Raw genomic sequence first — 23959 nt, forward strand, 5'->3', positions numbered from 1 at the left:
ACGGGCTAGATGATCTGGTTCTTCCTGACAAGCGGTCTCTTCCTGGGATGGTCTCTTGGTGCCAAGGACGCCGCCAATGTCTTCGGCACCGCGGTGGGATCGGGGATGGTGCGGTTCAAGGTGGCCGCCAGCATTGCGAGCCTGTTCGTGATTCTCGGGGCTATGGTGGAAGGCTCCGGCACCACGGAGACGCTTGGGCACCTTGGTGCAGTCAACGCCATGGCGGGCTCTTTTACAGTCGCCCTGGCCGCCGGCCTGACTCTGTCCTGGATGACGCGCGCCAAGCTGCCTGTCGCGACCTCCCAGGCGATCGTCGGCGCCATCCTTGGCTGGAACTGGTTCACCAAGTCACCGACCGATGTGGCGGTCCTCTCCAAAATCGTCGCGACCTGGTTTCTCTCCCCCTTGCTGGCGTCGCTTTTCGCTGTCCTGATCTATCTCTTGTTCAAACGTATCCTCGGCCGGGCGCGTATTCACATACTGCGGCTGGATGCTTATACCCGAGCGGGATTGATCATCGTCGGCGCACTCGGATCCTATACCCTGGGCGCTAATAATATTGCCAATGTCATGGGTGTCTTCGTACCCGCCTCACCCTTTCACGACATCCCCCTGTTCGTCGGTGCCAGCCTGCACGGCACCCAGCAGCTTTTTCTCCTTGGGGCCCTGGCGATCGCGACAGGGATCTATACCTATTCCCAGCGCATGATGCAGGCTGTGGGCAATGAAATCTTTAAACTCACACCGATACTCGCCCTGATCGTGGTTCTGGCCCATACCATCGTACTCTTCATCTTCGCCTCCACCGGCTTGAAACGCGCGCTGCTCGCTCTCGGTCTCCCGACGATCCCCCTGGTGCCAGTTTCAAGCTCGCAGGCCATCGTCGGCGCCATCTTCGGCATCGGCATGGTCAAGGGGATGAAGGGGCTCAATTTCAGGTTGCTGGGAAGAATTGCCGCCGGCTGGATCATCACCCCGGTATTTGCCGCACTCATCTCATTCAGCGCTCTTTTCTTTGTCCAGAACGTCTTCGAGCAGGAGGTCATCCACCGTACCGCGGTCCCGCAAGCGGTCGCACCCCCCGTTGCGGTGCCGACCCGGCCGGATACTCTTTCGATTCCTGATACCTTAACCACCATTCCAGTAATCCATTAACCGGAGGAGCTGCAATGAAAACCAAAAAACTGCATCTGCATTCCACCCTGGTCCTCTTCTTCGCCGCCGCCCTGCTGCTGGGCACGGCGGCGATCCTGCCGGCCCAGGATTCCAAAGTCCCCGGCGGCAACTATGTTGCCCCACTCGCATCCGAGGTCCGCAACGGCAAGCTGGTCTTCGAAGCCGAAGACGGCTCATTCCGCTGGTGGTTTGATGCCCGCATCCAGTATGACGGCGCCTACTTTTTTGAAAACAAAAACGAGCTGAGCAGCGGCACGGTGCTACGCCGCAGCACCTTCGCCATGAAATCGGTGCTCTACAAGGACTGGCAAGCCGAGATCGATCTTGATTTCGGCGATGGTGTCCTCGACATGCGCGACGTCTGGGTGCGTTTCGACGTCCCCAATACCAATTTTGCCATCCAGGCCGGCAATTTCAAGGAACCCTTCGGTATGGAGCGCCTCAACAGCTCGCGTCTGCTCACCTTCCTGGAACGATCGGCACCCACCAATGCCTTCGCCATGGGCCGCCGTGTCGGCATCGCCGGCCGCTATTACAATAAATACGGCCAGGTCTGCCTCGGCGCCTTCGGCCATGAAACCGGCACCCGCATCGACAAGGGACAGCGCGATGAGGCCTTCTCAGGCAACCTGCGCATCTCCGCCGCGCCCATCAACCTTCACGGCAAAAACCTGCACATCGGCTTCGCCTTTTCGCGGAAAAATCCCGAAACCCTAGGCGATGTGGCACCCAACGGCGTGGAGGTCAAGGCGCGCACGGAAAACTATGTCTCCGATCCCAAACCGCTGCACACCGGCACCATCACCGATGTCAACTATTACGATCGCCTCGGCGGCGAATTGATGGGCATCAAGGGACCCTTCTACTTCCAATCCGAGGTCTTTTCGCAAACCATGAAACGCTGGTACGGAAAATCGGACGTCAACCTCTGGGGCGCCTATGCGACCTTTACCTGGACGCCAACTGGCGAGACCCGCTTCTACTACGTCGATGAGGGCGAGGTCGGTCCGGTCGAAAAAGCGAAGCGCAGTTGGGGCGCCGTCGAGCTGTGCGCCCGCTTCAGCTATACCGATCTCAACGATCTGGAAGCCGGCATCCACGGCGGCGAATCGCGGCAGCTCATGCTGGGAATCAACTACTATCCCAATCCCGCGATCAAGCTGCAGTTCAATTACTCCCGTGTCAACCTGGACCAATATGCCACCCGTAATGGCAATATGTTCGGGAATGATGACCACTCGTTCATCCAGGGAAGAATCCAGGCTTCATTGTAAGCAGAGGAGAAATCAATCATGGACAGACGTATCCTTTTTTCGGTCCTGCTTGCCGGTGCGGCGCTTCTGGTCGCCTGCGACCGCGACGCTCCGCCGATCATCGCACCGGAGCCGGTTATTTACATTTCGCTCAACGAGGTGTTCTCGCAAGGGACTGCCGCCGATCCGGACTGGATCGAACTCTACAACAGCTCGACCGATACCCTGGATATCAGCGGCTACAAGATCTATGACAGCGCTGGCCAGTCTGGCGCCAAACCGAAGAAAGTGCTGCCGGCGGGGAGCACCATCCCCGCTCTGGGTTTGCTGATCATCGTGACCGATGACACGACCGCGAGCGGCTTCGGCCTCTCCAGCAGCGGCGAGCAGATCTGGCTTGAGGATAGCAAGGGCAAGGTTATCGATACAGTAACCTTCCCAGCGCTGAGTGAGACCCAGTCCTATGGCAAAACAGTCGAGGGCAGCAAGGAGTGGAAGATCTGGGACCAGGTGACACGCGGCCTCTTCAACAATGGCAGCGATGTCGTCATCCTGCCGCTCAAGTTGAATGAAGCCGAGTCGCGCGGCATTCCGGGAACCGATCCGGATTGGGTGGAGATCTATAATCCCTCGAATGTCGCGGTATCGCTGAACGGCTACAAGATCTACGACCCGGGTGGGCATCAGAACGTCAAACCCAAGATGGAGTTCCCGGCCGGCTCTTCTGTGCCCGCCAAGGGCTTCTTCGTGATCGTGGTCGATGACACCTCCGCAGCCGGTTTCGGCCTTTCCAGCGGCGGCGATGAGATCTGGTTGGAAGACGCCAGCGGCACCCAGATCGATTACGTCAAAATCCCGGCTTTGGTCTCGACGACCACCTCCTACTGCCGTATCCCGGATGGCGCGGACAACTGGCAGATCTCCAATACCATCACACGCGGCAAGCCGAACCAGCCGTGACGATTTTTGCATCCTGACCGGGTCCGCTGACGCCAGCGGACCCACTTCACTACGCAGGCACTATGAAGAACTCGACTCTCCTGATCCTCCTGATGGCGCTCGGCCTGGCCGGCTGCTCCCGCAGCGGCCCCGCCTCTTCGCCCGTAGAACCCGTCAACAACGCATTGAAACCCGTCGAGGTCATCAGTCTCGCACCGGCCATAACGGAACCCTCGGGCATAGTCTATAGCCCGGGGAGCAACACCTTTTTCGTCGTCTCCGATTCACGTCCCGAGGTCTTCGAGATCTCGGCGGCCGGCGTCGTTCAGCGGACGCTTCCCACCAACGGCTCCGATCTCGAGGGCATCGCGCTCTCGGCAGGCGGGGACTCTCTCTTTCTGGCCGAAGAACGAAACCAGGCCATCGATACTTATACCCGCGCAGGTAGACTGCTGTCCGTCCTCCCTGTGAAAGTGGCTACTCTGGCCAATAATGCCCTGGAAGGAGTCACGGTCGATGCCCAGGGACATCTCTGGATTATCAATGAAAAAATGCCGCGCCTGCTGCTCGAATTCGCCGGGACGCAGGAAATCAGCCGCAGGGAAATCGCCTTCGTCGATGACCTCTCGGACATTTGCTGCGACCCGGGAGGCCAGGGCTTCTGGATCATCAGCGATGAATCACGCAAGGTCATCCGGATCTCCCGGACCGGCGAACTGCTCGGGGAGTGGAACCTCCCCTTTGACAAGGGCGAAGGAATCGCCTTGGCCGGGGCCAAAATGTATATCGTCAACGACCAGGATGCAAAACTCTACATCTTTTCCAAACCCATCTGATACCGATTATGCTTGTGCTTCACTCCCGGGTTTTGTAAATTAAAAAAATACCATGAAGGAGGACTCTATGAAAAATGCTACACGCGTTGCAGTCCTTTTATTGACCGTTGCGCTGACCGCTTTCCTTATCAGCGGCTGCCTGATTACCGAAGTGATTCAGTCCTTGACCGTGGCCCCCGGTGGCACCTTTGAAGCCAAGATCACGATCACCGACAAGACCGCGGATGTCAATGCCTACAAGGGCGCCCTGGCCATCCTGGTGCCGGATGACTGGGAATTCATCTCCGGCACCTATAACTCCCAGGTTGGCAGCGGCGCTTTCGCGCTCGATCCCACCACCCCGCCAACCTATGGCGATATCGATGCCAAACTTCCCCCGCCGGCAGGCATGAAATGGATCAAACTGCTCTCCGACGCCGCCTATGCCAACGGCGCCGATGTTGTCCATGAGGCGAGCGTAAAGCTGAAAGCCGGGACCAAGACCGGCGATTTCCAGATCGGCTATCTGGTGACCAAGAACACCGTTGACATGCTCAACAGCATCAATCCGAGCGATACCGATAACGACAATGCCTGGGCCGACACCTCGATGAATCACAAGGTCACCGTCGGCGCCGCTGGACCCGTGGTGCTGATGATGAACGAGATCTACAGTCAGGGCACCAAGGATGCCACCGCCCCGGATTTCATCGAAATCTACAACGGCTCCGATTTTCAGGTCGACCTCAGCGGGTATCTGCTCTATGACAACGGCGGCCAAGCCGGCAGCAAGCCAAAGAAGGCCATTCCCGCCGGCACCACCATTCCTGCCTGGGGCGTTCTGGCGTTCAACACCGATTACACCACCGATACGGCGAGCGATTTCGGACTCAGCAGCGGCGGTGAAACCGTCTGGTTCGCCAATCCTGCCGGCGCGGTCATCGACAGCTGCGTCTTCCCGGCCATGAAGGTGGGTCAGTCCTACCAGCGCATCCCGGACGGCGGCGCCTGGAAACTCTGGTCACCGCTGAGCAAGGGCAAGACCAATGCTCCCGTCAAAATGAACGAAATCTATTCGCGCGGCACCACCGCGGACCCGGACTGGATCGAGCTCTACAACAGCTCGGCCGATACCATCGACATCAGCGGCTACAAGATCTATGACACCGGCGGTCAGAGCGGTTCCAAGCCGAAGATGGTCGTCGCGCCTGCTACCAAAATGGCCCCCAAAAGCTGGTTCGTTATCGTCACCGATGATGGCTCTCCCGCGGCCTTCGGCCTCTCGAGCGGCGGCGAAAAGGTGTGGCTCGAGGACAGCAGCGGTGTGGTGGTTGATTCGGTGGCCTTCCTGGCGATGCAAACGACCGAATCCTACAGCCGCATCCCCGATGCCGGCGTCTGGCAGCTTTCTCCGGTCATCACCAGGGGCGCGACTAACGGCGGCGGCTCCGGCGTGGCGGTCGATCCCAAGGTGGTCGAAGGCTACAGCCTGAGCCAGAATTACCCGAATCCGTTCAATCCCTCCACCACCATCGAGTTCACTCTGCCGCAAGCGGCCGAGGTGCAGGTGGCCGTCTATAACCTCGCCGGACAGAGGGTGGCGGAACTTGCCAACGGCCGCATGGCTGCGGGCATGCATCAGCTCACCTTCAACGCCAATGGCCTGGCGAGCGGGATTTATCTCTACGCCATCCGCAGCGCCGGGTTCTCCGCTACGAAACGTATGGTGCTGATGAAGTAAGACCATTCTGTTATCGGGCGCCTTCACCCTTCTGGTGATGGCGCCTGTTTTTATCCTGTTCCCTGCGATGAACCGGCCGGCGGCTTCCGGCCGGTGTCGGGATGCGGAGGTTGGGCTGTCCATGCAACTGGTGATCAATCAAAATCCCGTTGAAGTGGAAGCGAATCCCGGCGGCATCGCCCTTGACCTCCTGCGCGGTCGTCTCGGCCTCACCGGCGTCAAGGATGCATGCCGCGAGGGCGATTGCGGCGCCTGTACCATCCTCCACGGCCGTCTGCAGGAGGGGCGCGTCCTTTACCACGCCGTCGTCTCCTGTCTGCTCCCGCTCGGCGATTGCGCCGGCACCCACCTTGTCACTATTGAAGGCCTCTCCCCCGCGCCGGTCGATGCCGGTCCCGTTCTTGAGCGTCACCCCCTTAATCCCTTGCAGCAGGCTTTTCTCGACCAGGGCGCCATCCAGTGCGGTTTTTGCACGCCCGGGCTGGTCGTCGCCCTTACCGGCTGGCTGCTCACGGCCGCGCAGTGGGATGAAGAGGAGGCCCTCCTCAGCATCGCTGGCAACATCTGCCGCTGCACCGGCTACCTCTCAATCCGCCGCGCCGTCCGCCAGGTGCTCGCACAGCTTCCGGATGCGGCGGCGCCGCGGCTGGAGAGCCTGATCGCCGCCGGTTTCGTACCGGCTTACTTCGCTGGTGTACCCGGCCAGCTCGCCGCCTTCACGCAGCCCACCGCCGCAGCGGCCGAACCGGATAAAATCCGCATCGCCGGCGGGACGGATCTGCTGGTGCAAAAGCCGGAGCAGATGGCAGCAGCCGCGGTCGAGCTGATCGGCGGCCGCCCGGAGCTACGCGGGATAGCCGTCACGGCAGGCTGGTGCCGGATCGGCGGCGCGGTCACGGTCGAGGAACTGCGCCTTTCCGCGGAGCTGCGCACCATTCTACCCGACCTGCCACGCTTTCTCGAACTCGTCTCCTCGACACAGATCCGCAACCGCGCCACGGTGGCCGGCAACCTCATCAACGCCTCTCCGATCGGCGACCTGACCATCCTGCTGCTGGCGTTAGGCGCCGAGATCGAACTCACGGATGGCGATTCATCCCGCTCCATGCCCCTGCGTGCCTTTTACCTGGGGTACAAGAAACTCGACCGACGGGAGGAGGAACTCCTTTCTGCGGTGCGTTTTCCCTTGCCGCAGCCTGGTGACCTCTACAATTTTGAAAAAGTGAGCCGACGGGAACACCTCGATATCGCCTCCGTCAATTCGGCCTGTCTGTTGCGCCTGAATGGCGGCCGGGTTGAAGAGATCCATCTCGCCGCCGGCGGCGTCGCGCCGGTGCCGCTCTATCTGGAAGCCTGTTGCGCCTATCTGCGCGGCCGCGAACTGGATGAGAGCGTCCTGGCCGAGGCGGTACGTGTCGCCGGGAGCGAGATCGCTCCAATCGACGATGTGCGCGGCTCGGCGGAATATAAACGGCTGCTGTTGCGTCAGCTGCTTCAGGCTCATTTCGTCCGACTGATGCCGGAACGCTTCGGCGGAGGCGCCGCATGAACCTCGATTCCGTTCTCCATCTCCGCGGCGAGTCGCAGTTCATCGACGATCGGCCGGCGCCCGCCGGAACCCTGCATGCAGCGGTCTTCACCTCACCGGTCGCCCGCGGCCGGCTGATCGCTCTCGAAACCACCGCTGCGGCCAAGGCACCCGGTGTCTGTGCCGTGCTCACCGCCGCCGACATCCCCGGCGAGAACCAAATCGGCGGAATAATCGCCGACGAGCTGCTCCTCGCCGCGGAGCGTCTGGATTATATTGGCCAGCCCGTCGCATTGATCGTTGCGGCAAGCCCGGAGGCCGCTCGCGCTGCCCTCAAGCTGATGGACTTGAGCTATGCGGAAGAAACACCCGTCCTCGATCCGCGCGAGGCCGTCCGTTGCGGAGAGCTGATCCAGCCGCCACGCACCTTTGCCATCGGGAATATCGACCACGCCTGGGCGCACTGCGACTTTATCCTCGAGGGCCGGGCCGATTCGGGGGGACAGGAGCATCTTTACCTCGAAACCCAGGGGGCCCTGGCCCTGCCGGAGGAACAGGGGGGCATCAAGCTCTTTTCCGCCACCCAGTCGCCGACGACGGTCCAGAAGAGTGTTGCCAGGGTGCTCGGCCTAGCGATGCATCAGGTCGAGGTGGAGGTGCTCCGCCTCGGCGGCGCCTTCGGAGGCAAGGAGGATCAGGCCACCGCCTGGGCTGCCCTCGCCGCGCTGGCCGCCTTCCACCTGGGCAAACCGGTCAAGCTGATCCTGCGCCGTCACGAGGATATGCGCTGCACCGGCAAGCGCCACCCCTACTCCTCCGATTACCGGATCGGATTGCGTCGCGACGGCAAGATCCTCGCCTGGGAGGTGACCTACTATCAGAATGCCGGAGCGGCCGCCGACCTCTCGCCGGCCATCCTCGACCGCACCCTCTTCCATGCAACCAACTGCTATGCCATTCCGCATGTGCGCGCCACCGCCTGGTGCTGCCGCACCAACCTACCGCCCAACACCGCCTTTCGCGGTTTCGGCGGCCCCCAGGCAATGTTCGTCCTCGAGGCAGCCCTCGACCAGGCTGCTGCCCGGCTCGGACTCCCGGTCGCCACTATCCAGGCGGCCAACCTGATCGAGGAGGGGAACGAATTCCCCTATGGCCAGCGCGGACGCCATGTGCTAGCCCGGCGCTGCTGGCAGGAACTCCATGAGCGCTATGATCCGCAAGCCCGTCGCGCCGCCATCGACCGATTCAATGCCACGCACCGCCATGAGAAGCGGGGCATGGCGATTATGCCCATCTGCTTCGGCATTTCCTTTACCAATACCCTGCTCAATCAGGCCAATGCCCTGGTGCATATCTACAGCGATGGCAGCGTCGGCATCAGCACCGGCGCAGTGGAGATGGGGCAGGGGGTACACGAAAAGCTACGCAGTGTCGCTGCCCGCGCCCTCGGCATCCGCCCCGGTCGCATCCGCATCGAGAGCACCAGCACGGTGCGCAATGCCAATACCTCGGCTACGGCGGCGAGCACCGGAGCCGACCTCAACGGCCAGGCGGTGCGTCTCGCTTGTGAATCGATTCTGGCCCGGCTTGCTGACTTTGCCGCCCGGATCGCAGGGATCGATAGCCCCGGAGCGTTCACCATCCGCCGGGAGCAGATCCAGATCCAGGATCGGCTGCTGCCTTACACCTGGGAGGGATTCATTGCGGCCGCCTATGCGGCGCGGATCAGTCTCAGCAGCCAGGCCCATTATGCCACACCGGCCATCCATTTTGACAAGACCACCAACAAGGGCGATGCCTTCGCCTATCACGTCTACGGCGCCGCTTTGATTGAGGCGACCCTCGACGTGTTGCGCGGCACCTGCCGTTTCGACGCAGTGCGGATTGTGCATGATGCCGGCCGGTCGCTGGACCCGCAAATCGACCGCGGCCAGGTGGAAGGAGGCGTGGTTCAGGGCCTCGGCTGGATGACGCTCGAGGAGGTGGTGCAGGACACCAAGGGTCGGCTCCTCGCCGGCTCGATGACCACCTATAAGGTGCCGGACCTCTTTTTTGCGCCCGCGGAGATCGAAATCCACTGGCTCGAGGAGGCGGAGGGGGGTGCCGGGCCTTATCACAGCAAGGCCATCGGCGAGCCCCCTTTACTTTACGGCATCGGTGGCTGGTTCGCCCTTCTGGACGCCTTGCGCGCCGCGCGTCCCGGACTCGAGCTGCCCTATGTGGCCCCGCTGACTTCCGAGCGCCTGCTCATGGCGCTGCACGGCGGCGATTCGCCGGCTTAGCCCGCGCCCCCACCCGGCTGCCACGGCGCTCTCGTTCCCACCCGCCTCCATCCACCCCCAAGTTTATTTTTCTATTGAGAAATTACTTGCTCTTGAGTAGATTACCAGCGAGAACGCGATCCGGATTTACACCCGAAAGAGATCAGGGAACAAACAATTGAAAATAAAGGACTATTGGCAGTTTATTCTCGAGAAATCCCGTTTGGGAATTCCTGTCGTCCTTCTGGTCGTCACCGCCAACAGCGGCGCCACGCCGGGCAAGCCCGGCTTCAAGATGGCCGCGGCTGCGGATGGCGGACTGGCCGGCTCCATCGGCGGCGGCAAGCTGGAGTTCGATCTGGTTGAGGAGGCGCGGGCTCTCCTGCGAAGTGCCAATCCGGCGCCGGTGCTGCGGCGTTTGCGCCTTGAGGAGGATGGCTCTGCGGAGGCCAATGGCATGATCTGCGGCGGCGAGCAGAGCGTGCTGCTCTACCCGCTGCAGCCGGCGGACCGCTCCGTCATCGAGACCCTCATCGCCGTTCTGGCGGTGGGGGGCACAGGCAGCTGGTCGATCACGAACTCGGAGATGCTCTGGTCGGAAGAAACCGGGCCATCCGGCACTCAGCCAGGTGATGACGCCCATGAAGGCGAGGTCTTGTATCAGGAGCGGATTTTCCCGAATGACACCCTCTACCTCGTCGGCGGAGGTCACGTCAGTCTAGCCCTTTCGCAGCTGATGAATCTGCTTGAGTGGCGCATTGTCGTGCTTGATGACCGTCCTGGGGTGGATACTCTGAAACACAACCGCTGGGCTGAGGACAAAATCATCACTCCCTATGCCGAAGCGGCGCGCCACATTCATCCCGGGGAAAAATCATGGGTTGTGATCATGACTCCCTCGCACCGGGCGGATGAAATAGTCCTGCGCACGCTGGTGCGCCTGCCCTTGCGCTATCTCGGCATGATGGCCAGCCGTACCAAGGCTGCCGAGATCCTGGAGCATCTGCGCAGGGAGGGGGTAGCGGAGGAGCTGCTGCAGCGGGTCTGGACGCCGGTGGGTCTGCCGATCGCCAGCCACACTCCGGCCGAGATCGCTGTTAGCATTGCCGCGCAGCTCATCCAGATCCGCAATCAATCCACTGCGAATCGGGATCGCCGCCAGGGAGGCGCCCCTGATCCGCATCGTTCATTTTGAGGTCAGCCCTGTTTCCCGAGGCCCTGACTGCTTGGTGCAGCAGAAATACATCGGGGTGGAGTGCACTGACATCTTTGATCTGAAACCGAACGATCAACAGGCCGTATAAGAGGGGTGACCGATGATCGACCGACAGAGGGCGGATTCCTTCAACCGCAATGCAGCGCTTTACGATGCCGCACGGCCGGGGTATCCGGACGTGCTCTATCGCGAGCTGCTCAAGCCGGGCGGTTTCGTCGCCGCCTGGTGGAGCAATTATTCCCGGGATGACGCCCCGGTCTTCGACGCGATCCGTGAAATCTATGCGCGGTATCACCCCAAACCGGAGCTGCATGATGATCTCCGCGGAATTCAGAGGCAAAGAATCGAATCTATTAAATGCGAACTGGAGCAGGCGCCGGGTCTGGACTTTTTTGCCCACCGGGAATATCAGATAATCCGGACGTTCAGCGCGGCTTCATATATTGATTTGCTGCAAACCTTTTCTGAGAATGCCATCCATCCGCCGGAGCAGATGGCCGGCTTTTATGAACGGCTCACCGCCCTGATCCATGACTACAGTGACCGCCTTGAGGTGCCCGTCATGATCAATCTCGAGGTTGCCCGCTCGCGGATCCCCTGAGCTGGAGGTGCGCATGAAAATGGCCCTAGTTGCGATGCTTATCGCCTTGCTGCTGCAAACCACCGCTGGTGCCGCTCCGAGTACCGCGCTGCTCGGGATTTCGCAATCGGACGAAAAAGCTTTGACATTCCACTCTGCCCCCGGCATCATGCTCGGCATTGCCCGGGAATGGCATCTTGCCGCCAGAATGGTCCTGAGCGGCGAGCTCGACCTTCATTACAAGCGCATCGCGCTCCGGGAGCAGCGGGTCTGGCACTATCCCGGTATGCTTTCCCTCTACGACCTGAATGTAAAAACGCTCTTTCTTGAAGTGCCGGTTTTGGCGGGTTTTACAATTCCGGTTCACAGTTCGCGGCTGCTACTGTATGCTGGCCCTTCCCTGAACCTCTGTCTTTCAGGAGCCGTCGAGCGTATTAAGCTCGGGGTGATCGATGACGAACCGAAGGGAGATGGCGGCGTTCATGTAACCGATCACGATATTTCGTTCATCGAGGATCCCGGGCCCGCAGTCGCCCTGAATAATTCATCAGTCGGCCTTATTCTGGGCTTATGGATGTCTTGGGCGCACGGAGTCTTCGGCTTGCGCTATTCCTTCAGCCGTCTCCACGAACTGGATGCTGTGAAGATGGACAAACCGTACCATTCGTTCTCCCTGCTGTTGTCGTTTTGATTTGCGCGACCGGGCCCGAGTCGGGGTGAGAGCCAGATGCAGGGGCCAGATCCGGGGGCCAGATCCGGGGGGCCGGAACCAACCATCAAGGAGGTAAACGTCATGTCCGATTCGAAAAAGCAGTTGAGTGGCATTCTTTTCCTCATCGCCGGACTTGTTTTTATGTTCGCCGCCATAGCTGGCAGCCGCACCACCTTTTTCATTCTCGCCTGCGCCTTCATCGTCATCAGCGCCGCCCTCCTCAGCCGCGGCAAAAAGGAATCATCCGAAGAAAAAAAATAGGCCCGTCACCCATGAGACGACTCCTCTCCCTGACCCTTCTGCTTGGGCTGGCGCTGACGGCCCAATCCCAGACGCTGCGCCCGGGCTTTGTAGACACCCTGGTCCAGCGTACCATGACCGCCTTTGATGTGCCCGGCATCGCGGTCGCCGTGGTCAAGGACGGCCAGGTGGTCCTCGCCCGGGGATACGGTGTGCGCTCCATCGCCACCGGCCGGCCCATGGATGAGAACACCCTCTTTGCCATCGCCTCCAACACCAAGGCCTTCACCGCGGCTGCCCTCGGCATCCTGGTCGATGAAGGCAAATTGGGGTGGGATACCCGCGTCACCGACCTGATCCCGGAGTTCCGGCTGCACGATCCCTGGGTCACCGCCGAGTTCACCGTCCGCGACCTGCTGACCCATCGCAGCGGCCTCGGCCTCGGCGCTGGCGACCTGATGATCTGGCCCGACTCGGCGCGGTTCACCACACCGGACATCATCCACAACCTGCGTTTCCTCCAGCCGGCCTCCTCGTTCCGGACGAAATATGACTATGACAATCTTCTCTATATCGTTGCCGGCGAGGTGGTCGCCCGGGCCTCGGGCACGAGCTGGGAGGAGTTCGTCGAATCGCGGATCTTGCGGTCGCTCGGCATGGTCCGCACCGCGGCCTCGATCAACCGCCTGCCCGATACCACCAACATCATCGATGCCCACGTGCCGGTCGACGGCCGGCTCCGGGTCGTGCCCAAGGAGAAAGGCAACCTCCTCAATCCCGCGGGCGGGATCTACAGCAGCGTCGCGGAGATGTGCCAGTGGGTTATCGTGCAGATCAACAAGGGGAGGTACAACGAAAATCCGGAGAAGAGGATTTTTTCCGAGAAGGTCCATTCCGAGATGTGGACGCCGCAGACCATCATCCCGGTGCGGAATCCCGGCCCCTACAATACCCACTTTTCGGCCTATGGCCTGGGTTGGGGATTGTCGGATGTAAAAGGCTGGCTGCAGGTGAGCCACACCGGTGGCCTGATGGGGATCGTCACGCAGGTGACCATCCTCCCGGAACTCCAACTCGGCATCATCGTTTTCACCAACCAGCAGGAGGGAGCGGCCTTTGCCGCTATCACCAGCACCATCAAGGATTTTTATCTCGGGATGGCGCCGGTGGACCGGGTGGAGGAACTGCGCCAGAGACGGGTGGAGCAGAACGCCGAGGCCGCGAAGGTAATGGAGGCCGTACAGCAAAAAATCACGGCACAGCTCAAGAGCAAGGCGCTCCCGGACCGGGCGCCTTATGCGGGGATCTATTTCGACCGCTGGTTCGGTGATGTCGCCCTTACGCTGGAACGTGGCCGGATGCGCTTTCAGGCACTGCGCTCACCCAAACTGCGCGGGGAGATGTTTTGGTATGCCGGAAACACCTTTGTCGTGCGCTGGGACGACCGGACGCTCGATGCCGACGCCTTCGCCATCTTTACACTGGACACCGAGGGCAAACCGGCCGCGATGACGATGAAAGCCATCTCGCCGCTGACCGATTTCAGCTTTGATTTCCAGGATCTCGATTTTGTCAGAAAGGAATAGTATGAAGGCCGGAATACTCAGCGCCTATGTTCTCGTCAGCCTGGTCTTCGGCTGTTCATCCGGAAAACCGCAACCCGATGCGGTGGCCCTGCGTCAGCAGGTCATCGAGACCGAGCGCGCCTTTGCGGCCACGATGGCCCGCCGCGATCATGCCGCTTTCGTCTCCTTCCTCTCGAGCGAAGCGGTCTTTTTCAGCGGACCCAAACCGCTGCGGGGGGCTCAGCAGGTCGCCGACTGGTGGAAGAAATACTATGAGGCGGCCGAGGCGCCTTTTTCCTGGGCGCCGGACAAGGTGGAGGTGCTCGATTCCGGCACCCTCGCCCTGAGTACCGGACCGGTCCATGACCCCACAGGCAAGCTCATCGGCACCTTCACCTCGATCTGGCGCCTTGAGGCGCCGGGGAGGTGGCGGATCATCTTCGACAAGGGCTGTCCGGTCTGCGACTAGTGCGCCGCGCGGCGGCATAAAAAAACCGGGCCGTCATCCGGCCCGGTCCAAAACGAGCATAAAGGGCGATGCGTTCCTCCGGCATCTGCCCTTCTAATAAGCGATCAGGCCATGGGCGCATTCCGGTCGGCTGGTGTCAGGCTGCCCGCGCGCGGCATAAAGATCCAGAGCAGAATATACGCCAGCACCCCGAAGCAGTAGCAGAATGCCAGCGCCGTAAAGATCACCCGCCAGGTCCAGGAGGGCACCTCGCTGTGCTCTCCCAGTCCGCCGCAGATGCCGGCGATCTTTTTGTCCCGTTCGGAGCGGCTGATCTGCTGCAGCCAGCTGGCCTGGCGCGGTTCCGTCCCGGCGGCCGGGCTGGCCGCGGCGGCCGGCATGAAGATCCACATCAGGATATACAGCAGCGCTCCTGTGCCGAAACAGATAAACGCAAAGACGAACATCAGCCGCCAGGTCCATGCCGGCACGCCCGTATGCTCACCCAGTCCGCCGCAGACTCCGGCGATCACTTTATCGCTGCTGGATCGCGCCAGTCGTTGCAGTACGTTTTCTTCCATGGCTTTTCCTCCCTGGTTGTACACCTCTTGATACGCCATTCTTCCTAAAAAGATTCATTTCCCGCCCCGCTGCGACCGATGATTTTGGCCTGAAACAAAACCTCTTGCTTTCAAACCTCGCTTTGGTTATCTTTCTGCACGGAGGCAATTTTCATATCTTGGTAGAGAACCGGAGGGCTCCATGGATCCAGTCCAAACAGGATCACGCATCCGTGTGGTCAAGGGTGACATCACCCGTCTCGAGGTGGACGCCATCGTCAACGCCGCCAACTCTTCGCTGCGCGGCGGTGGAGGCGTGGACGGCGCCATCCACCGCGCCGCCGGCCCGGGCCTCTTGCAGGAGTGCATCCTCCTCGGTGGCTGCCCGCCCGGAGAGGCACGCATCACCGGCGGCCACCGCCTCAAGGCGCGCCATGTCATCCACACCGTCGGCCCGGTCTACCAGGGCGGTCTTCGCGGCGAGGCCGCCCTGCTTGAATCCTGCTATCTGCGCTCTCTGCAGCTGGCGGAAGAGGCCGAATTGAAATCGATAGCCTTCCCCTGCATTTCCACCGGCGTCTTCGGCTATCCCAAGCCGGAGGCCTGCCGGATTGCGGTGACGACGGTTCGGGGATGGCTGGATACCTATGATCTGCCCGAAATCGTCATCTTTTGCTGTTTCGAAAGCGTGGATGCCCGGCTCTACCGATCGTTCCTGGAGGGGGCTTCCACCTGAAGCGCATATCGCGGGATATGTACTGCACGGAAAGAAAGGTCATGACTTCAAAACGTACGCTCCAGGATTCCGAGGATCTGCAAACCATCCCCGGCGTCGGTCCCAACCTTGCCCGGCATCTGGGCGAGATCGGCTACCATCGCGTCTCCCAGCTGCGGGATGCCGATCCGGAGGCGATGTACGCCCGGCTCTGCGAACTCCACGGCGGCCGCATCGACCGCTGCGTCCTCTATGTCTTTCGCGAGGCTGTCTATTTTGCCAGCCACGACCGCCATGATCCCGAGCTGCTCAAATGGTGGAACTGGAAAGAAGGGGCCGAGGCCGATGCCCGCGAGTCCGGCAGCAGCCGCTGAAACAACTCCGTTTTTCTCAATTCGAAACCTGAACGCTCACACCGGTGATCACTCGGGAGAACTCCTTTGTCCAGCAAAACTTATAAATGGTCCGCCATTGCATGCGCTTTGACAGCTTTCTTCACATCCCCTGCAATGGCCGGTGAGGAGGGATGGCTCACCTTCTTCGAAAAATCTGGGGGCCTGGAGACACCGCGTTACGCTGAAACCATGGCCTACTTTGAGCGACTGGACCAGGCCTCCGCTTTCGCCAGACTCGAGTCCTTCGGCCGCAGTCCCGAGGGGCGCTCGCTGCCCCTCTTTATCATCTCCGCGGACAAGGCCTTCACCCCAGAAAAGGCGCACCGGACCGGCAAACCGGTCATCCTGATTCAGAGCGCCATCCACAGCGGCGAATGCGAGGGCAAGGATGCGGCGATGCTGCTGGCGCGCGACCTGCTGATTGACAAGAAGCACCCGGAGCTGTTTGAAAAGCTCATCTTCCTCATCATTCCCATCTTCAACGTCGATGGCCATGAGCGCTTTTCGCCCTACAACCGCATCAATCAGAACGGCCCACGAGAAATGGGATGGCGGGTAACCTCCACCCGCCTCAACCTGAATCGCGACTTTATGAAAGCCGATGCTCCGGAGATGCGCCAGTGGCTGCAGATGTACCATCGCTGGCTGCCGCACCTCTTCTATGACTGCCACACCACCGACGGCATGGATTATCAGTACCTCCTCACCTTCAATATTGACGAACATGATCAGTTCGGCGGCGCTGTCTCTCGGTGGGCGCGGGAGATTTTCCTGCCCGGCGTCCGGAATGCGTGCCGGACGCGGGGTCTGCTCATCGGGCCCTATGCCGATCTGCTCGAGGAGGATCATCCCGAGAAAGGCTTTGCCATCGGCGTCTGGCGGCCAATGCTCTCGAATGCCTATGCCACTGTGTGCAACCGTGCGGGCTTTCTCATCGAGACCCACTCGCTTAAGCCCTATGCCGTCCGCGTCCAGACGACCCTCGATTTCATTCTCATCGGCTTGCGGGAGATCGTCAAAAAGCCGGAGGCCTTGCTTAAAGCCGTTGCAGAGGAAGATCAGCGGGTTTCGGCCTGGGGCCGTGGTCCGGCGGATACGCTTAAAATCCCGCTGCAGTTTAATACGCGTTTCGACGCGGGAGAGAAGGCCCTGTTTCTTGGTTTTCGCTCGGAAATGAAGGCGGGGGTGGTTTCCGGAGATACCTATCCAGCCTATTCCACCGAAAAAGAAGAGATCCCCACGGTTTATTACAATGAGGCCGAACCGGCCGTGCAGGTGGCGCCGCCGCTGGGCTATCTCATCCCGCAGGGCTGGCAGGCCATCGTCGAGGTTTTGCGCGCCCATGGCATAAAAATGCAGCGCCTGATCCAACCGTGTACCGGGGATTTTGAGGGCTATCGCTTCAGGGAGGTCCGGTTCCGCCCGCGTTCCTATGAAGGCCGCTCCTTGCCTTCCTACCAGGTCGTTCCCGTGACCGAAAAACGCGTTTTTCCCGCCGGCACCATCTTTGTGCCGATGGGAAATCCCCGCGGCAAACTGATCATCCAACTCCTGGAGCCCGAGGCCCCGGACGCCCTGGTCGCCTGGGGATTGATGAACACCATCTTTGAAGACCGGGAATACTTTGAATCCTATGTGATGGAGCCCCTGGCGGAGAAAATGATGGCGGGCGATAAGGCGCTGGCTGAACGGTTTGCCAGCAAAGTGCAGTCAGACAGCGCCTTTGCCGCTAATCCGCGGGCGCGGCTCGCCTTCTTTTACCAGAATTCGCCCTGGTATGATCAGGATAAGGATCTATATCCGATCTGGCGCATGACCCGAGATATTCCGCTGACGCTGGGTGAACTCTAAAACGGGCTCCTGGACGCCATAATCCGGTTTGCCGTGCAGGCCTGGCTTTCCCAGGCTGTTCATCCGGACCATCTTGGGTTTAATTGTAGGAGGGGATACCATGAGCAAGCAACAACTTGGTCTGCGCGTCGCCAGCATCATTTTTGCCCTGATCGCTCTAGCGCAGCTGGCTCGGCTGGTTGCGCGAGTAGAAGTGACGGCGGCGGGATTGCTGGTGCCGTTGTGGCCCAGTGCTGTGGTTGCTGCCCTGGCCGGCGCATTGAGTTGGTGGCTGTGCCGGCTTGCACGCACATCGGAGTAGAGATTAGCCCTCGATGTCGCCTTGTCGATTGATATTTCGCAGAACGCCCGCATCGCCAGCTTCGACAAGGAACTGGCGGATTCCCGATTGCCACAGCACCTGCTGCAGCGTGGCATCGGCGGCAGCAGCCAGGAGCTGCGCCAGGGCCTCCCGCGGCAGAACGACCGGATGGCCCGGCCGGCCGTGAAAAGCGGGCTTGATGACGGCGTCGGAATGATGCTGAAAAGCCTGTTTGAGCTGCAGATAGGTCGGCAACGCCACGAAGGGATGGTCGACCGGGATGATAAAGAGCCCCGGACACGAACGCAAGGCTGCGACGCCCAGCTGCACCGACGAGAACATCCCCAGCTCCGGATGGGGATTGACCAGCAGGCTCCACTCGGCCGCGCAGGGCCTGTCCGGCGCCCCATCCGGCCGGGGATCGCCCATCCGGCTTGCTGCCGCCAGACGAGGGCCGGCCCACGCCGATTGATCTGCGGCTACGACGCAGGCCACCGGTGCGATCTCCGCCTCTCCGAGCCGATCCAGGATCAGCTCCAGATAGCTCCGGCCCGCCGCTTCCAGGCGTAGCTTGGGGGTGCCGATGCGGCGGCCGCTGCCGGCCGCCAGGATGACAGCGCCGATGGCTGCTAGCCCGGGCTCAGGCCCTCCCGATTTCGGCATTGAACGCCCCGATCAGTTCATCGAAATAGCCCACTTCATCCTCGAACAGCGCCCGCCAGTACTCCGGATCCCACTGGGCGTTGAGTTCCTCGCTGCTCTTGCCCTGCTGCTCCACCCAGGTGTAATACTTGAGATGGTGGATCGCCTTGCGGTCTGTGTAGGTCACCTCCTTGAAGTAATCGATCGACTGATGGGCGATCGGACCCGCGTGATCGCGCAGGGCGTCGTCGCGGCGATAGAAACCGCGTTCGGCGGCGAGCTCACTCAGCCGCGACGCGTACATCTCCGCCGAATCGGTAAAGATGGTGAGGATCACATCCTCCTCGCCGAACTCGAAGTATTTCGCCGTTTTGACGGCCGCGAGCAGATTGGCGATGCTCGAGATGCCGAGCAGGGGGAGTCGCTCGATCAGAGCGGCTTCGAGGCCGGTTTCGGCCAGGTACTCCTGCCCCGCTGGCTCGTTGAAGAGGCGCAGCAGGCGCATGCAATCCTCGTCGTCGATGGCGGCAACGGCGTCAGTGTTGCGGACATTGTGCACCCAGGGGATGTGCTTGTCGCCGATGCCCTCGATACGGTGGCCGCCGAAGCCGTTCATCAGCAGGGTGGGGCACTGCAGGGCCTCGCTCGCGACCACCCTGAGGCTGGGATGATGCGCCTTGAGATAATCCCCTGCCGCGATGGTGCCGGCTGAGCCCGTCGCCGAAATAAAAGCGGCGGGGCGCAGCGCCGGATTTCCCAGCCCTTCCACCACCTCGTCGCAGGCCGGGCCGGTGACGCTGTAGTGCCAGATCGGATTCCCGAATTCCTCGAATTGGTTGAGGATCACATTCAGCGGGTCTTGGCGCAGTTCGTGGCACTTGTCATAAATCTCTTTGACGTTCGACTCGCAGCCCGGTGTGGCGATCACTTCCGCGCCGATCTCGCGCAGCCATTCAAAGCGTTCGCGCGACATCTCCTCGGGGAGGATGGCGATCGCCGTACAGCCGAGCAGAGCGCAGTCGAAGGCTCCGCCGCGGCAGTAATTGCCCGTCGAGGGCCAGACCGCCTTGTGCTTTTCCGGATCGAATGCGCCGCTGACCAGCCTCGGCACCAGGCAGCCGAAGGCCGCGCCGACCTTGTGCGCCCCGGTCGGAAAATACCGGCCTACCAGTCCTATGATGCGCGCCTTGATACCGCTCAGGGCGGGAGGGATCTCGAGCCAGTTTACGCCGCCGAAGAGGCCGGTGCGTATGTCGTTTTTCCAGGTGATGCGGTAGAGGTTGAGGGGATTGATATCCCAGAGGCCGACCTTCTGCAGCCTATCCGTGATCTGCGGCGGCAGGGTCTCCGGATTCCGGAGCTGCTGAAAAGTCGGAATGGTGATGCCGAGCTGTTTGCAGCGCGCGGCGGTTTTACGGATGATCTCGGGGTGCAGCTCTTTGATGATTTGCGGCATGACAGCTCCTATGCGTTCAGTCGGGCCAGTTGGGTGGGCAGGTCAGGGATCCGGGCCATGGCGATCATGGCGGCGATGATGAAGGGCTTGAAGCCCGCCTCACGGTAGGTCTCGAGCCGGTATTTTTCAAAGACCTCGCGGGCGACCTCGCCGCGCTCGCAGCTCACCCCGGAGATGTCCGCCGGCAGGCAGTGCATGTAGAGGGCGCAGCCCCCCTTCGTCTCCTTCATTTTCGTCTCGTCGCACTCCCAGTCCTTGAAGCGCGCGTTGTTGGCGAGACATTCTTTCTCGAGGGCCTTGAGCCCCTCACGGTCGCCCCGCTTGAGCAGGGCGGTGCGCTCCTCCATCACCCGGTAGGGGGCCCAGGATTTGGGATAGACGATATCGGCCCCCGCAAAGGCCTCCGCCATGCTCTCGGTCCGATGGAAGCTACCGCCGCTGGTGGCGCTGTTCCGGCGCGCGATCTCGAGGACCTCGGGGATGAGATCGTACCCAGGCGGATGGGCGAGGGTCACCTCCATGCCGAAGCGGGTGAGCAGACCGATGATGCCCTGCGGCACCGAGAGGGGCTTGCCGTAGCTGGGGGAGTAGGCCCAACTCATGGCGATTTTTTTGCCGCGCAGGGCCTCGAGCGAGCCGAAGTGGTTCCGAATGTGGAGGAGATCGGCCGCGGTCTGGGTGGGATGGTCGATGTCGCATTGGAGGTTGATGACCGCGGGGCGCTGGTGCAGGACCCCCGCCTCGAATCCCTCCTGAAGAGCGGCGCTCACCTCGCGCATATAGCGGTTGCCCTCGCCCAGGAACATGTCATCGCGGATGCCGATCGCCTCGGCGAGAAAGGAGATCATATTGGCGGTCTCGCGCACGGTCTCGCCGTGGGCGATCTGGGATTTGACCTCGTCGAGTTCGGAGAGCCCCAGCCCCAGAGCGTTGACCGCGGCGGCGAAGCTGAAGCGGGTGCGGGTCGAGTTGTCGCGGAAGATGGAGATCGCCAGCCCGGAGTCGAAGAGGCGGAAGGGTTTCTTCTGTCGGTGCATCTCGGAAAAAAATTCTGCCGTAAGCAGGAGGGCCTCGATCTCGTCGCGGCTCTTTTCCCAGGTGAGGAGAAAGTCCCGGTTATGCGCGTGGACGTCAAGTTTCTCGAGCGCCAGTACATTCTTTGCGATTAAATCCATTCTGTCCTCAGGGTAATGATTCCATTATTTGAAATGTTTGCTGGAAAAGGATTCTCACACGGTGGCAGAGTCCAAAGAGCGTAGTTTCTCTGTGTCTCCTCGACCCTGTGAGAGACTATTTTCTATAAAAGGGCGCCGCCAGCTCCACCGCATCGATGATCTGCTGATACCCCGTGCAGCGGCAGAGATTACCATGCAGGGCCTGGCGGATCTCCGCCCGAGTCGGAGCGGGATTTCGCAGCAGCAGGGCATGGGCGGCCAGGATCATCCCCGGCGTGCAAAAGCCGCACTGCACGGCCCCGGCGTCGAGAAAGGCTTGCTGAAGGGGGTGCAGCAAGCCGTCCGGCGGCGTCAGTCCCTCGATCGTCAGCACCTCCGACCCTGCTACATCCTTGAGCCGCCGCGTGCAGGACTTGAGCGGCCGGCCGTCGACTAACACCGTGCAGGCCCCGCAGGCACCGATTTCGCAGCCCGCCTTGGCCCCGGTCAGATCGAGTTCCTCGCGCAGCCAGTCGAGCAGCCTTTTTTCGGCCAGCCCTTCGCCGATCTCATGGGTCACGCCGTTCACCATCAACTTCATCGCGCACCTCGTTTCTGCGCTTCCCCGGGCGCATCCGATCCGGCGATCCGGATCGGCAGGGCATAATGACGGACCCCCGTCGCGTTATAGATCGCGTTGGCGATCGCCGGGGCCATGATCTCGTTGGCCGGTTCTCCGATGCTCTTGGCCCCGGTGGGCGAGACCGGATCGGGATTCTCGACGATCAACGCCGTCATCTCCGGCAGATCACCCGCGCGCGGGATGCGGTACCGCTGCAGATTGGTGTGGGCGATCCTGCCCCCGGCGATCTGGAGATCCTCGTGCAGGGCATAGCCGGTGCTCATCGCGATGCCGCCATAGATCTGGCCGAGGAGCATGGTGTTGTTGATCGCCTTGCCGACATCGTGGCAGGCCACCGCATTGAGCAGCCGGACCTTGCCGGTCTTGCGGTTCACCGTCAGCTCCACCGCCTGGCAGCCGTAAACCCAGGTGAAATAGGCGTTGCCCTGGCCCGTCTCCTCATCCCAGGTCACCTGGGGGGCACGATAGACCCCGAGGGCATATGGAAACTGCTGTTTCTGGAACATCCTCCTGATCACCTCAGCGAAGGGGAGGGAGCGGCCTCCCGGCCCGGAAAGCTGGTTGGAGGCGAAGACGATCTCCCCGGGAGTGCAACCGAGATCGGCTGCGGCCGACACCGCGATCTTTTTCTTCACCTCGCGCGCCGCCAGGACAACGGCCCCGCCGCCCATGATCGTGCCGCGCGAGGCGACGGTGGTGCCGCTGTCCGGGATCACCGAGGTCGAGGAGCGCCGGTAACGGATCTTCTCCAGGCCGATCCCCAGCTCGCGCGCCAGGATCAGCGCCATGGCCGTCTCGGCGCCCTGGCCGTTTTCGTGCACCCCCGCCTCGAGCAGCACCGAGCCGTCCGCCTGCACATTGACGATGGCGGCGCAGAAATCGACCCCCTCGGCCCCGAGGCTGACCCCGCGGTAGCTCATCGCCAGCCCGATACCGTAAAGCTCCTCCTCATTGCCGCGCCCATGGCTGCAGCGCGCCAGCTTGGTCTCGTAATCGATCTCCTTCAGAACCTGATCCAGCACCTGCTCCATCGCGACCGTGTGCCCCTCCAGCTTCTGACCGGTGATGGTGACGCTGCCCTGGCGCACCATATTCATGCGCCGCAGCGCGATCCCGGACATCCCCAGCTGCTCCGCCGACTCCTCGATCAGCGATTCGATGATGAAATTCATCTGCGGCGAGCCGAATCCCCGCATCGCCCCGGTGACGGGATTGTTGGTATAAACTCCGAAGGTGTCGCAGTGAACGTTTTCGACTACATAGGGGCCGCAGCACTGCACCGTCGAACGCCAGGTCACCCAGGGGGTGACCGAGCAGTAGGCCCCGCCGTCGGCGATGATCCGGCAGTCGACTGCCGTGATCCGCCCCGCGCGGGTCAGCCCCATTTTGTAGTAGACGCGGTAGGGATGGCGCTTGTAGCTCTCGCGGATCGACCACTCCCGGGAATAGACCATCTTGACCGGCCGGTTGAGCAGCCGGGCCGCCAGGGCAGTGCGGGCGCAGACGATCGCCGCGGTGTCGTCCTTGCCGCCAAAGCCGCCGCCGAGGGGCGTGCCGATGATCTCGACATCGGCGAGGGGGAGGCCGAGGCAGGCCGCGACGAAGCGGCGCGTGCTGAAGGGATGCTGCATGCTGCCGTAAACCTCAACCGTGCCGTCGGGGCGGGGGAGAGCGATGCTGACCTCGGGCTCCATGTAGGCGTGCTCGACGAACGGGGTGGTGAAGGTTTTTTCGAGCACCAGATCGGCCTCGGCAAAGCCGCGGTTCA

At 61.6% G+C, this 23959-nt stretch carries 23 protein-coding genes; 17 read left to right on the forward strand and 6 right to left on the reverse strand.

All coding sequences use genetic code 11. The annotated features are described in order from the left end of the window. Positions 1-9: 9 nt before the first annotated feature. The 13 genes from PLH32_11470 (at position 10) to PLH32_11530 (ending at position 14495) form a co-directional block, all read left to right on the forward strand. On the forward strand, positions 10-1155 hold the full coding sequence (locus PLH32_11470; GenBank protein HQJ65222.1) for an inorganic phosphate transporter: 1146 nt from the start codon (positions 10-12) through the stop codon (positions 1153-1155). A gap of 14 nt (positions 1156-1169) precedes the next feature. After that, positions 1170-2450, forward strand: a complete 1281-nt coding sequence (locus tag PLH32_11475; GenBank protein HQJ65223.1) for a porin — start codon at positions 1170-1172, stop codon at positions 2448-2450. An 18-nt stretch (positions 2451-2468) separates the two neighbouring features. Next, a complete protein-coding gene (locus tag PLH32_11480; GenBank protein HQJ65224.1) occupies positions 2469-3389 on the forward strand; it encodes a lamin tail domain-containing protein in 921 nt (306 codons plus the stop codon). Positions 3390-3451: 62 nt separating this feature from the next. Continuing rightward, positions 3452-4204 (forward strand): SdiA-regulated domain-containing protein, encoded by a 753-nt coding sequence (locus PLH32_11485; GenBank protein ID HQJ65225.1) that lies wholly within the window; start codon positions 3452-3454, stop codon positions 4202-4204. 67 nt (positions 4205-4271) lie between these two features. Next, positions 4272-5924 carry a lamin tail domain-containing protein gene (locus PLH32_11490; protein ID HQJ65226.1) on the forward strand — a complete coding sequence of 551 codons (1653 nt, stop codon included), beginning with the start codon at positions 4272-4274 and terminating at the stop codon, positions 5922-5924. A gap of 121 nt (positions 5925-6045) precedes the next feature. After that, entirely contained in the window at positions 6046-7473 is a 1428-nt protein-coding gene (locus tag PLH32_11495; GenBank protein HQJ65227.1) for an FAD binding domain-containing protein, read from the forward strand. Continuing rightward, positions 7470-9734, forward strand: a complete 2265-nt coding sequence (locus PLH32_11500) for a molybdopterin-dependent oxidoreductase (protein ID HQJ65228.1) — start codon at positions 7470-7472, stop codon at positions 9732-9734. Before PLH32_11495 ends, PLH32_11500 begins: the two co-directional genes overlap by 4 nt. A gap of 157 nt (positions 9735-9891) precedes the next feature. Continuing rightward, the gene (locus PLH32_11505) at positions 9892-10908 is read left to right on the forward strand and encodes an XdhC family protein (protein ID HQJ65229.1); all 1017 of its coding nucleotides are present in this window, start codon (positions 9892-9894) and stop codon (positions 10906-10908) included. A 121-nt stretch (positions 10909-11029) separates the two neighbouring features. Further along, entirely contained in the window at positions 11030-11530 is a 501-nt protein-coding gene (locus PLH32_11510; protein HQJ65230.1) for a hypothetical protein, read from the forward strand. Between the two features lie 13 nt (positions 11531-11543). Then, complete coding sequence (locus PLH32_11515; GenBank protein HQJ65231.1) at positions 11544-12200, forward strand: hypothetical protein; 657 nt, start codon at positions 11544-11546, stop codon at positions 12198-12200. Between the two features lie 102 nt (positions 12201-12302). Continuing rightward, the gene (locus PLH32_11520) at positions 12303-12482 is read left to right on the forward strand and encodes a hypothetical protein (protein HQJ65232.1); all 180 of its coding nucleotides are present in this window, start codon (positions 12303-12305) and stop codon (positions 12480-12482) included. 11 nt (positions 12483-12493) lie between these two features. Beyond that, on the forward strand, positions 12494-14047 hold the full coding sequence (locus PLH32_11525) for a serine hydrolase (protein ID HQJ65233.1): 1554 nt from the start codon (positions 12494-12496) through the stop codon (positions 14045-14047). A gap of 1 nt (position 14048) precedes the next feature. Next, positions 14049-14495: a nuclear transport factor 2 family protein gene (locus PLH32_11530; GenBank protein ID HQJ65234.1), complete on the forward strand. Its 447-nt coding sequence runs from the start codon at positions 14049-14051 to the stop codon at positions 14493-14495. A 104-nt stretch (positions 14496-14599) separates the two neighbouring features. Here the strand turns inward: PLH32_11530 and PLH32_11535 are convergent, their stop codons facing one another. Then, positions 14600-15055, reverse strand: a complete 456-nt coding sequence (locus tag PLH32_11535) for a PspC domain-containing protein (protein ID HQJ65235.1) — start codon at positions 15053-15055, stop codon at positions 14600-14602. Between the two features lie 181 nt (positions 15056-15236). On the opposite strand from PLH32_11535, the gene PLH32_11540 reads away from it, so the two are divergent. The 4 genes from PLH32_11540 to PLH32_11555 all read left to right on the forward strand — a co-directional run bounded on the left by PLH32_11540 (position 15237) and on the right by PLH32_11555 (position 18296). After that, positions 15237-15770, forward strand: a complete 534-nt coding sequence (locus tag PLH32_11540) for an O-acetyl-ADP-ribose deacetylase (GenBank protein ID HQJ65236.1) — start codon at positions 15237-15239, stop codon at positions 15768-15770. Between the two features lie 41 nt (positions 15771-15811). Continuing rightward, the gene (locus tag PLH32_11545) at positions 15812-16123 is read left to right on the forward strand and encodes a helix-hairpin-helix domain-containing protein (GenBank protein ID HQJ65237.1); all 312 of its coding nucleotides are present in this window, start codon (positions 15812-15814) and stop codon (positions 16121-16123) included. A gap of 66 nt (positions 16124-16189) precedes the next feature. Further along, positions 16190-17995 carry a M14 family metallopeptidase gene (locus PLH32_11550; GenBank protein ID HQJ65238.1) on the forward strand — a complete coding sequence of 602 codons (1806 nt, stop codon included), beginning with the start codon at positions 16190-16192 and terminating at the stop codon, positions 17993-17995. A gap of 100 nt (positions 17996-18095) precedes the next feature. After that, positions 18096-18296 carry a hypothetical protein gene (locus tag PLH32_11555; protein ID HQJ65239.1) on the forward strand — a complete coding sequence of 67 codons (201 nt, stop codon included), beginning with the start codon at positions 18096-18098 and terminating at the stop codon, positions 18294-18296. A gap of 3 nt (positions 18297-18299) precedes the next feature. On the opposite strand, the gene PLH32_11560 is transcribed toward PLH32_11555, so the two are convergent. The 5 genes from PLH32_11560 to PLH32_11580 form a co-directional block, all read right to left on the reverse strand. Then, on the reverse strand, positions 18300-18959 hold the full coding sequence (locus tag PLH32_11560) for an NTP transferase domain-containing protein (protein ID HQJ65240.1): 660 nt from the start codon (positions 18957-18959) through the stop codon (positions 18300-18302). Beyond that, positions 18937-20394, reverse strand: a complete 1458-nt coding sequence (locus PLH32_11565) for a pyridoxal-phosphate dependent enzyme (protein ID HQJ65241.1) — start codon at positions 20392-20394, stop codon at positions 18937-18939. Before PLH32_11565 ends, PLH32_11560 begins: the two co-directional genes overlap by 23 nt. 8 nt (positions 20395-20402) lie before the next feature. Next, positions 20403-21569: a knotted carbamoyltransferase YgeW gene (gene ygeW, locus PLH32_11570; GenBank protein HQJ65242.1), complete on the reverse strand. Its 1167-nt coding sequence runs from the start codon at positions 21567-21569 to the stop codon at positions 20403-20405. 115 nt (positions 21570-21684) lie between these two features. After that, a complete protein-coding gene (locus tag PLH32_11575; protein ID HQJ65243.1) occupies positions 21685-22149 on the reverse strand; it encodes a (2Fe-2S)-binding protein in 465 nt (154 codons plus the stop codon). Next, positions 22146-23959 (reverse strand): molybdopterin-dependent oxidoreductase (locus tag PLH32_11580; protein ID HQJ65244.1); only part of this gene is annotated, 1814 nt, incomplete at its 5' end. The genes PLH32_11580 and PLH32_11575, both read right to left, overlap by 4 nt.

The organism is bacterium (assembly GCA_035419245.1).
Classification (GTDB): domain Bacteria; phylum Zhuqueibacterota; class Zhuqueibacteria; order Residuimicrobiales; family Residuimicrobiaceae; genus JAKPUX01.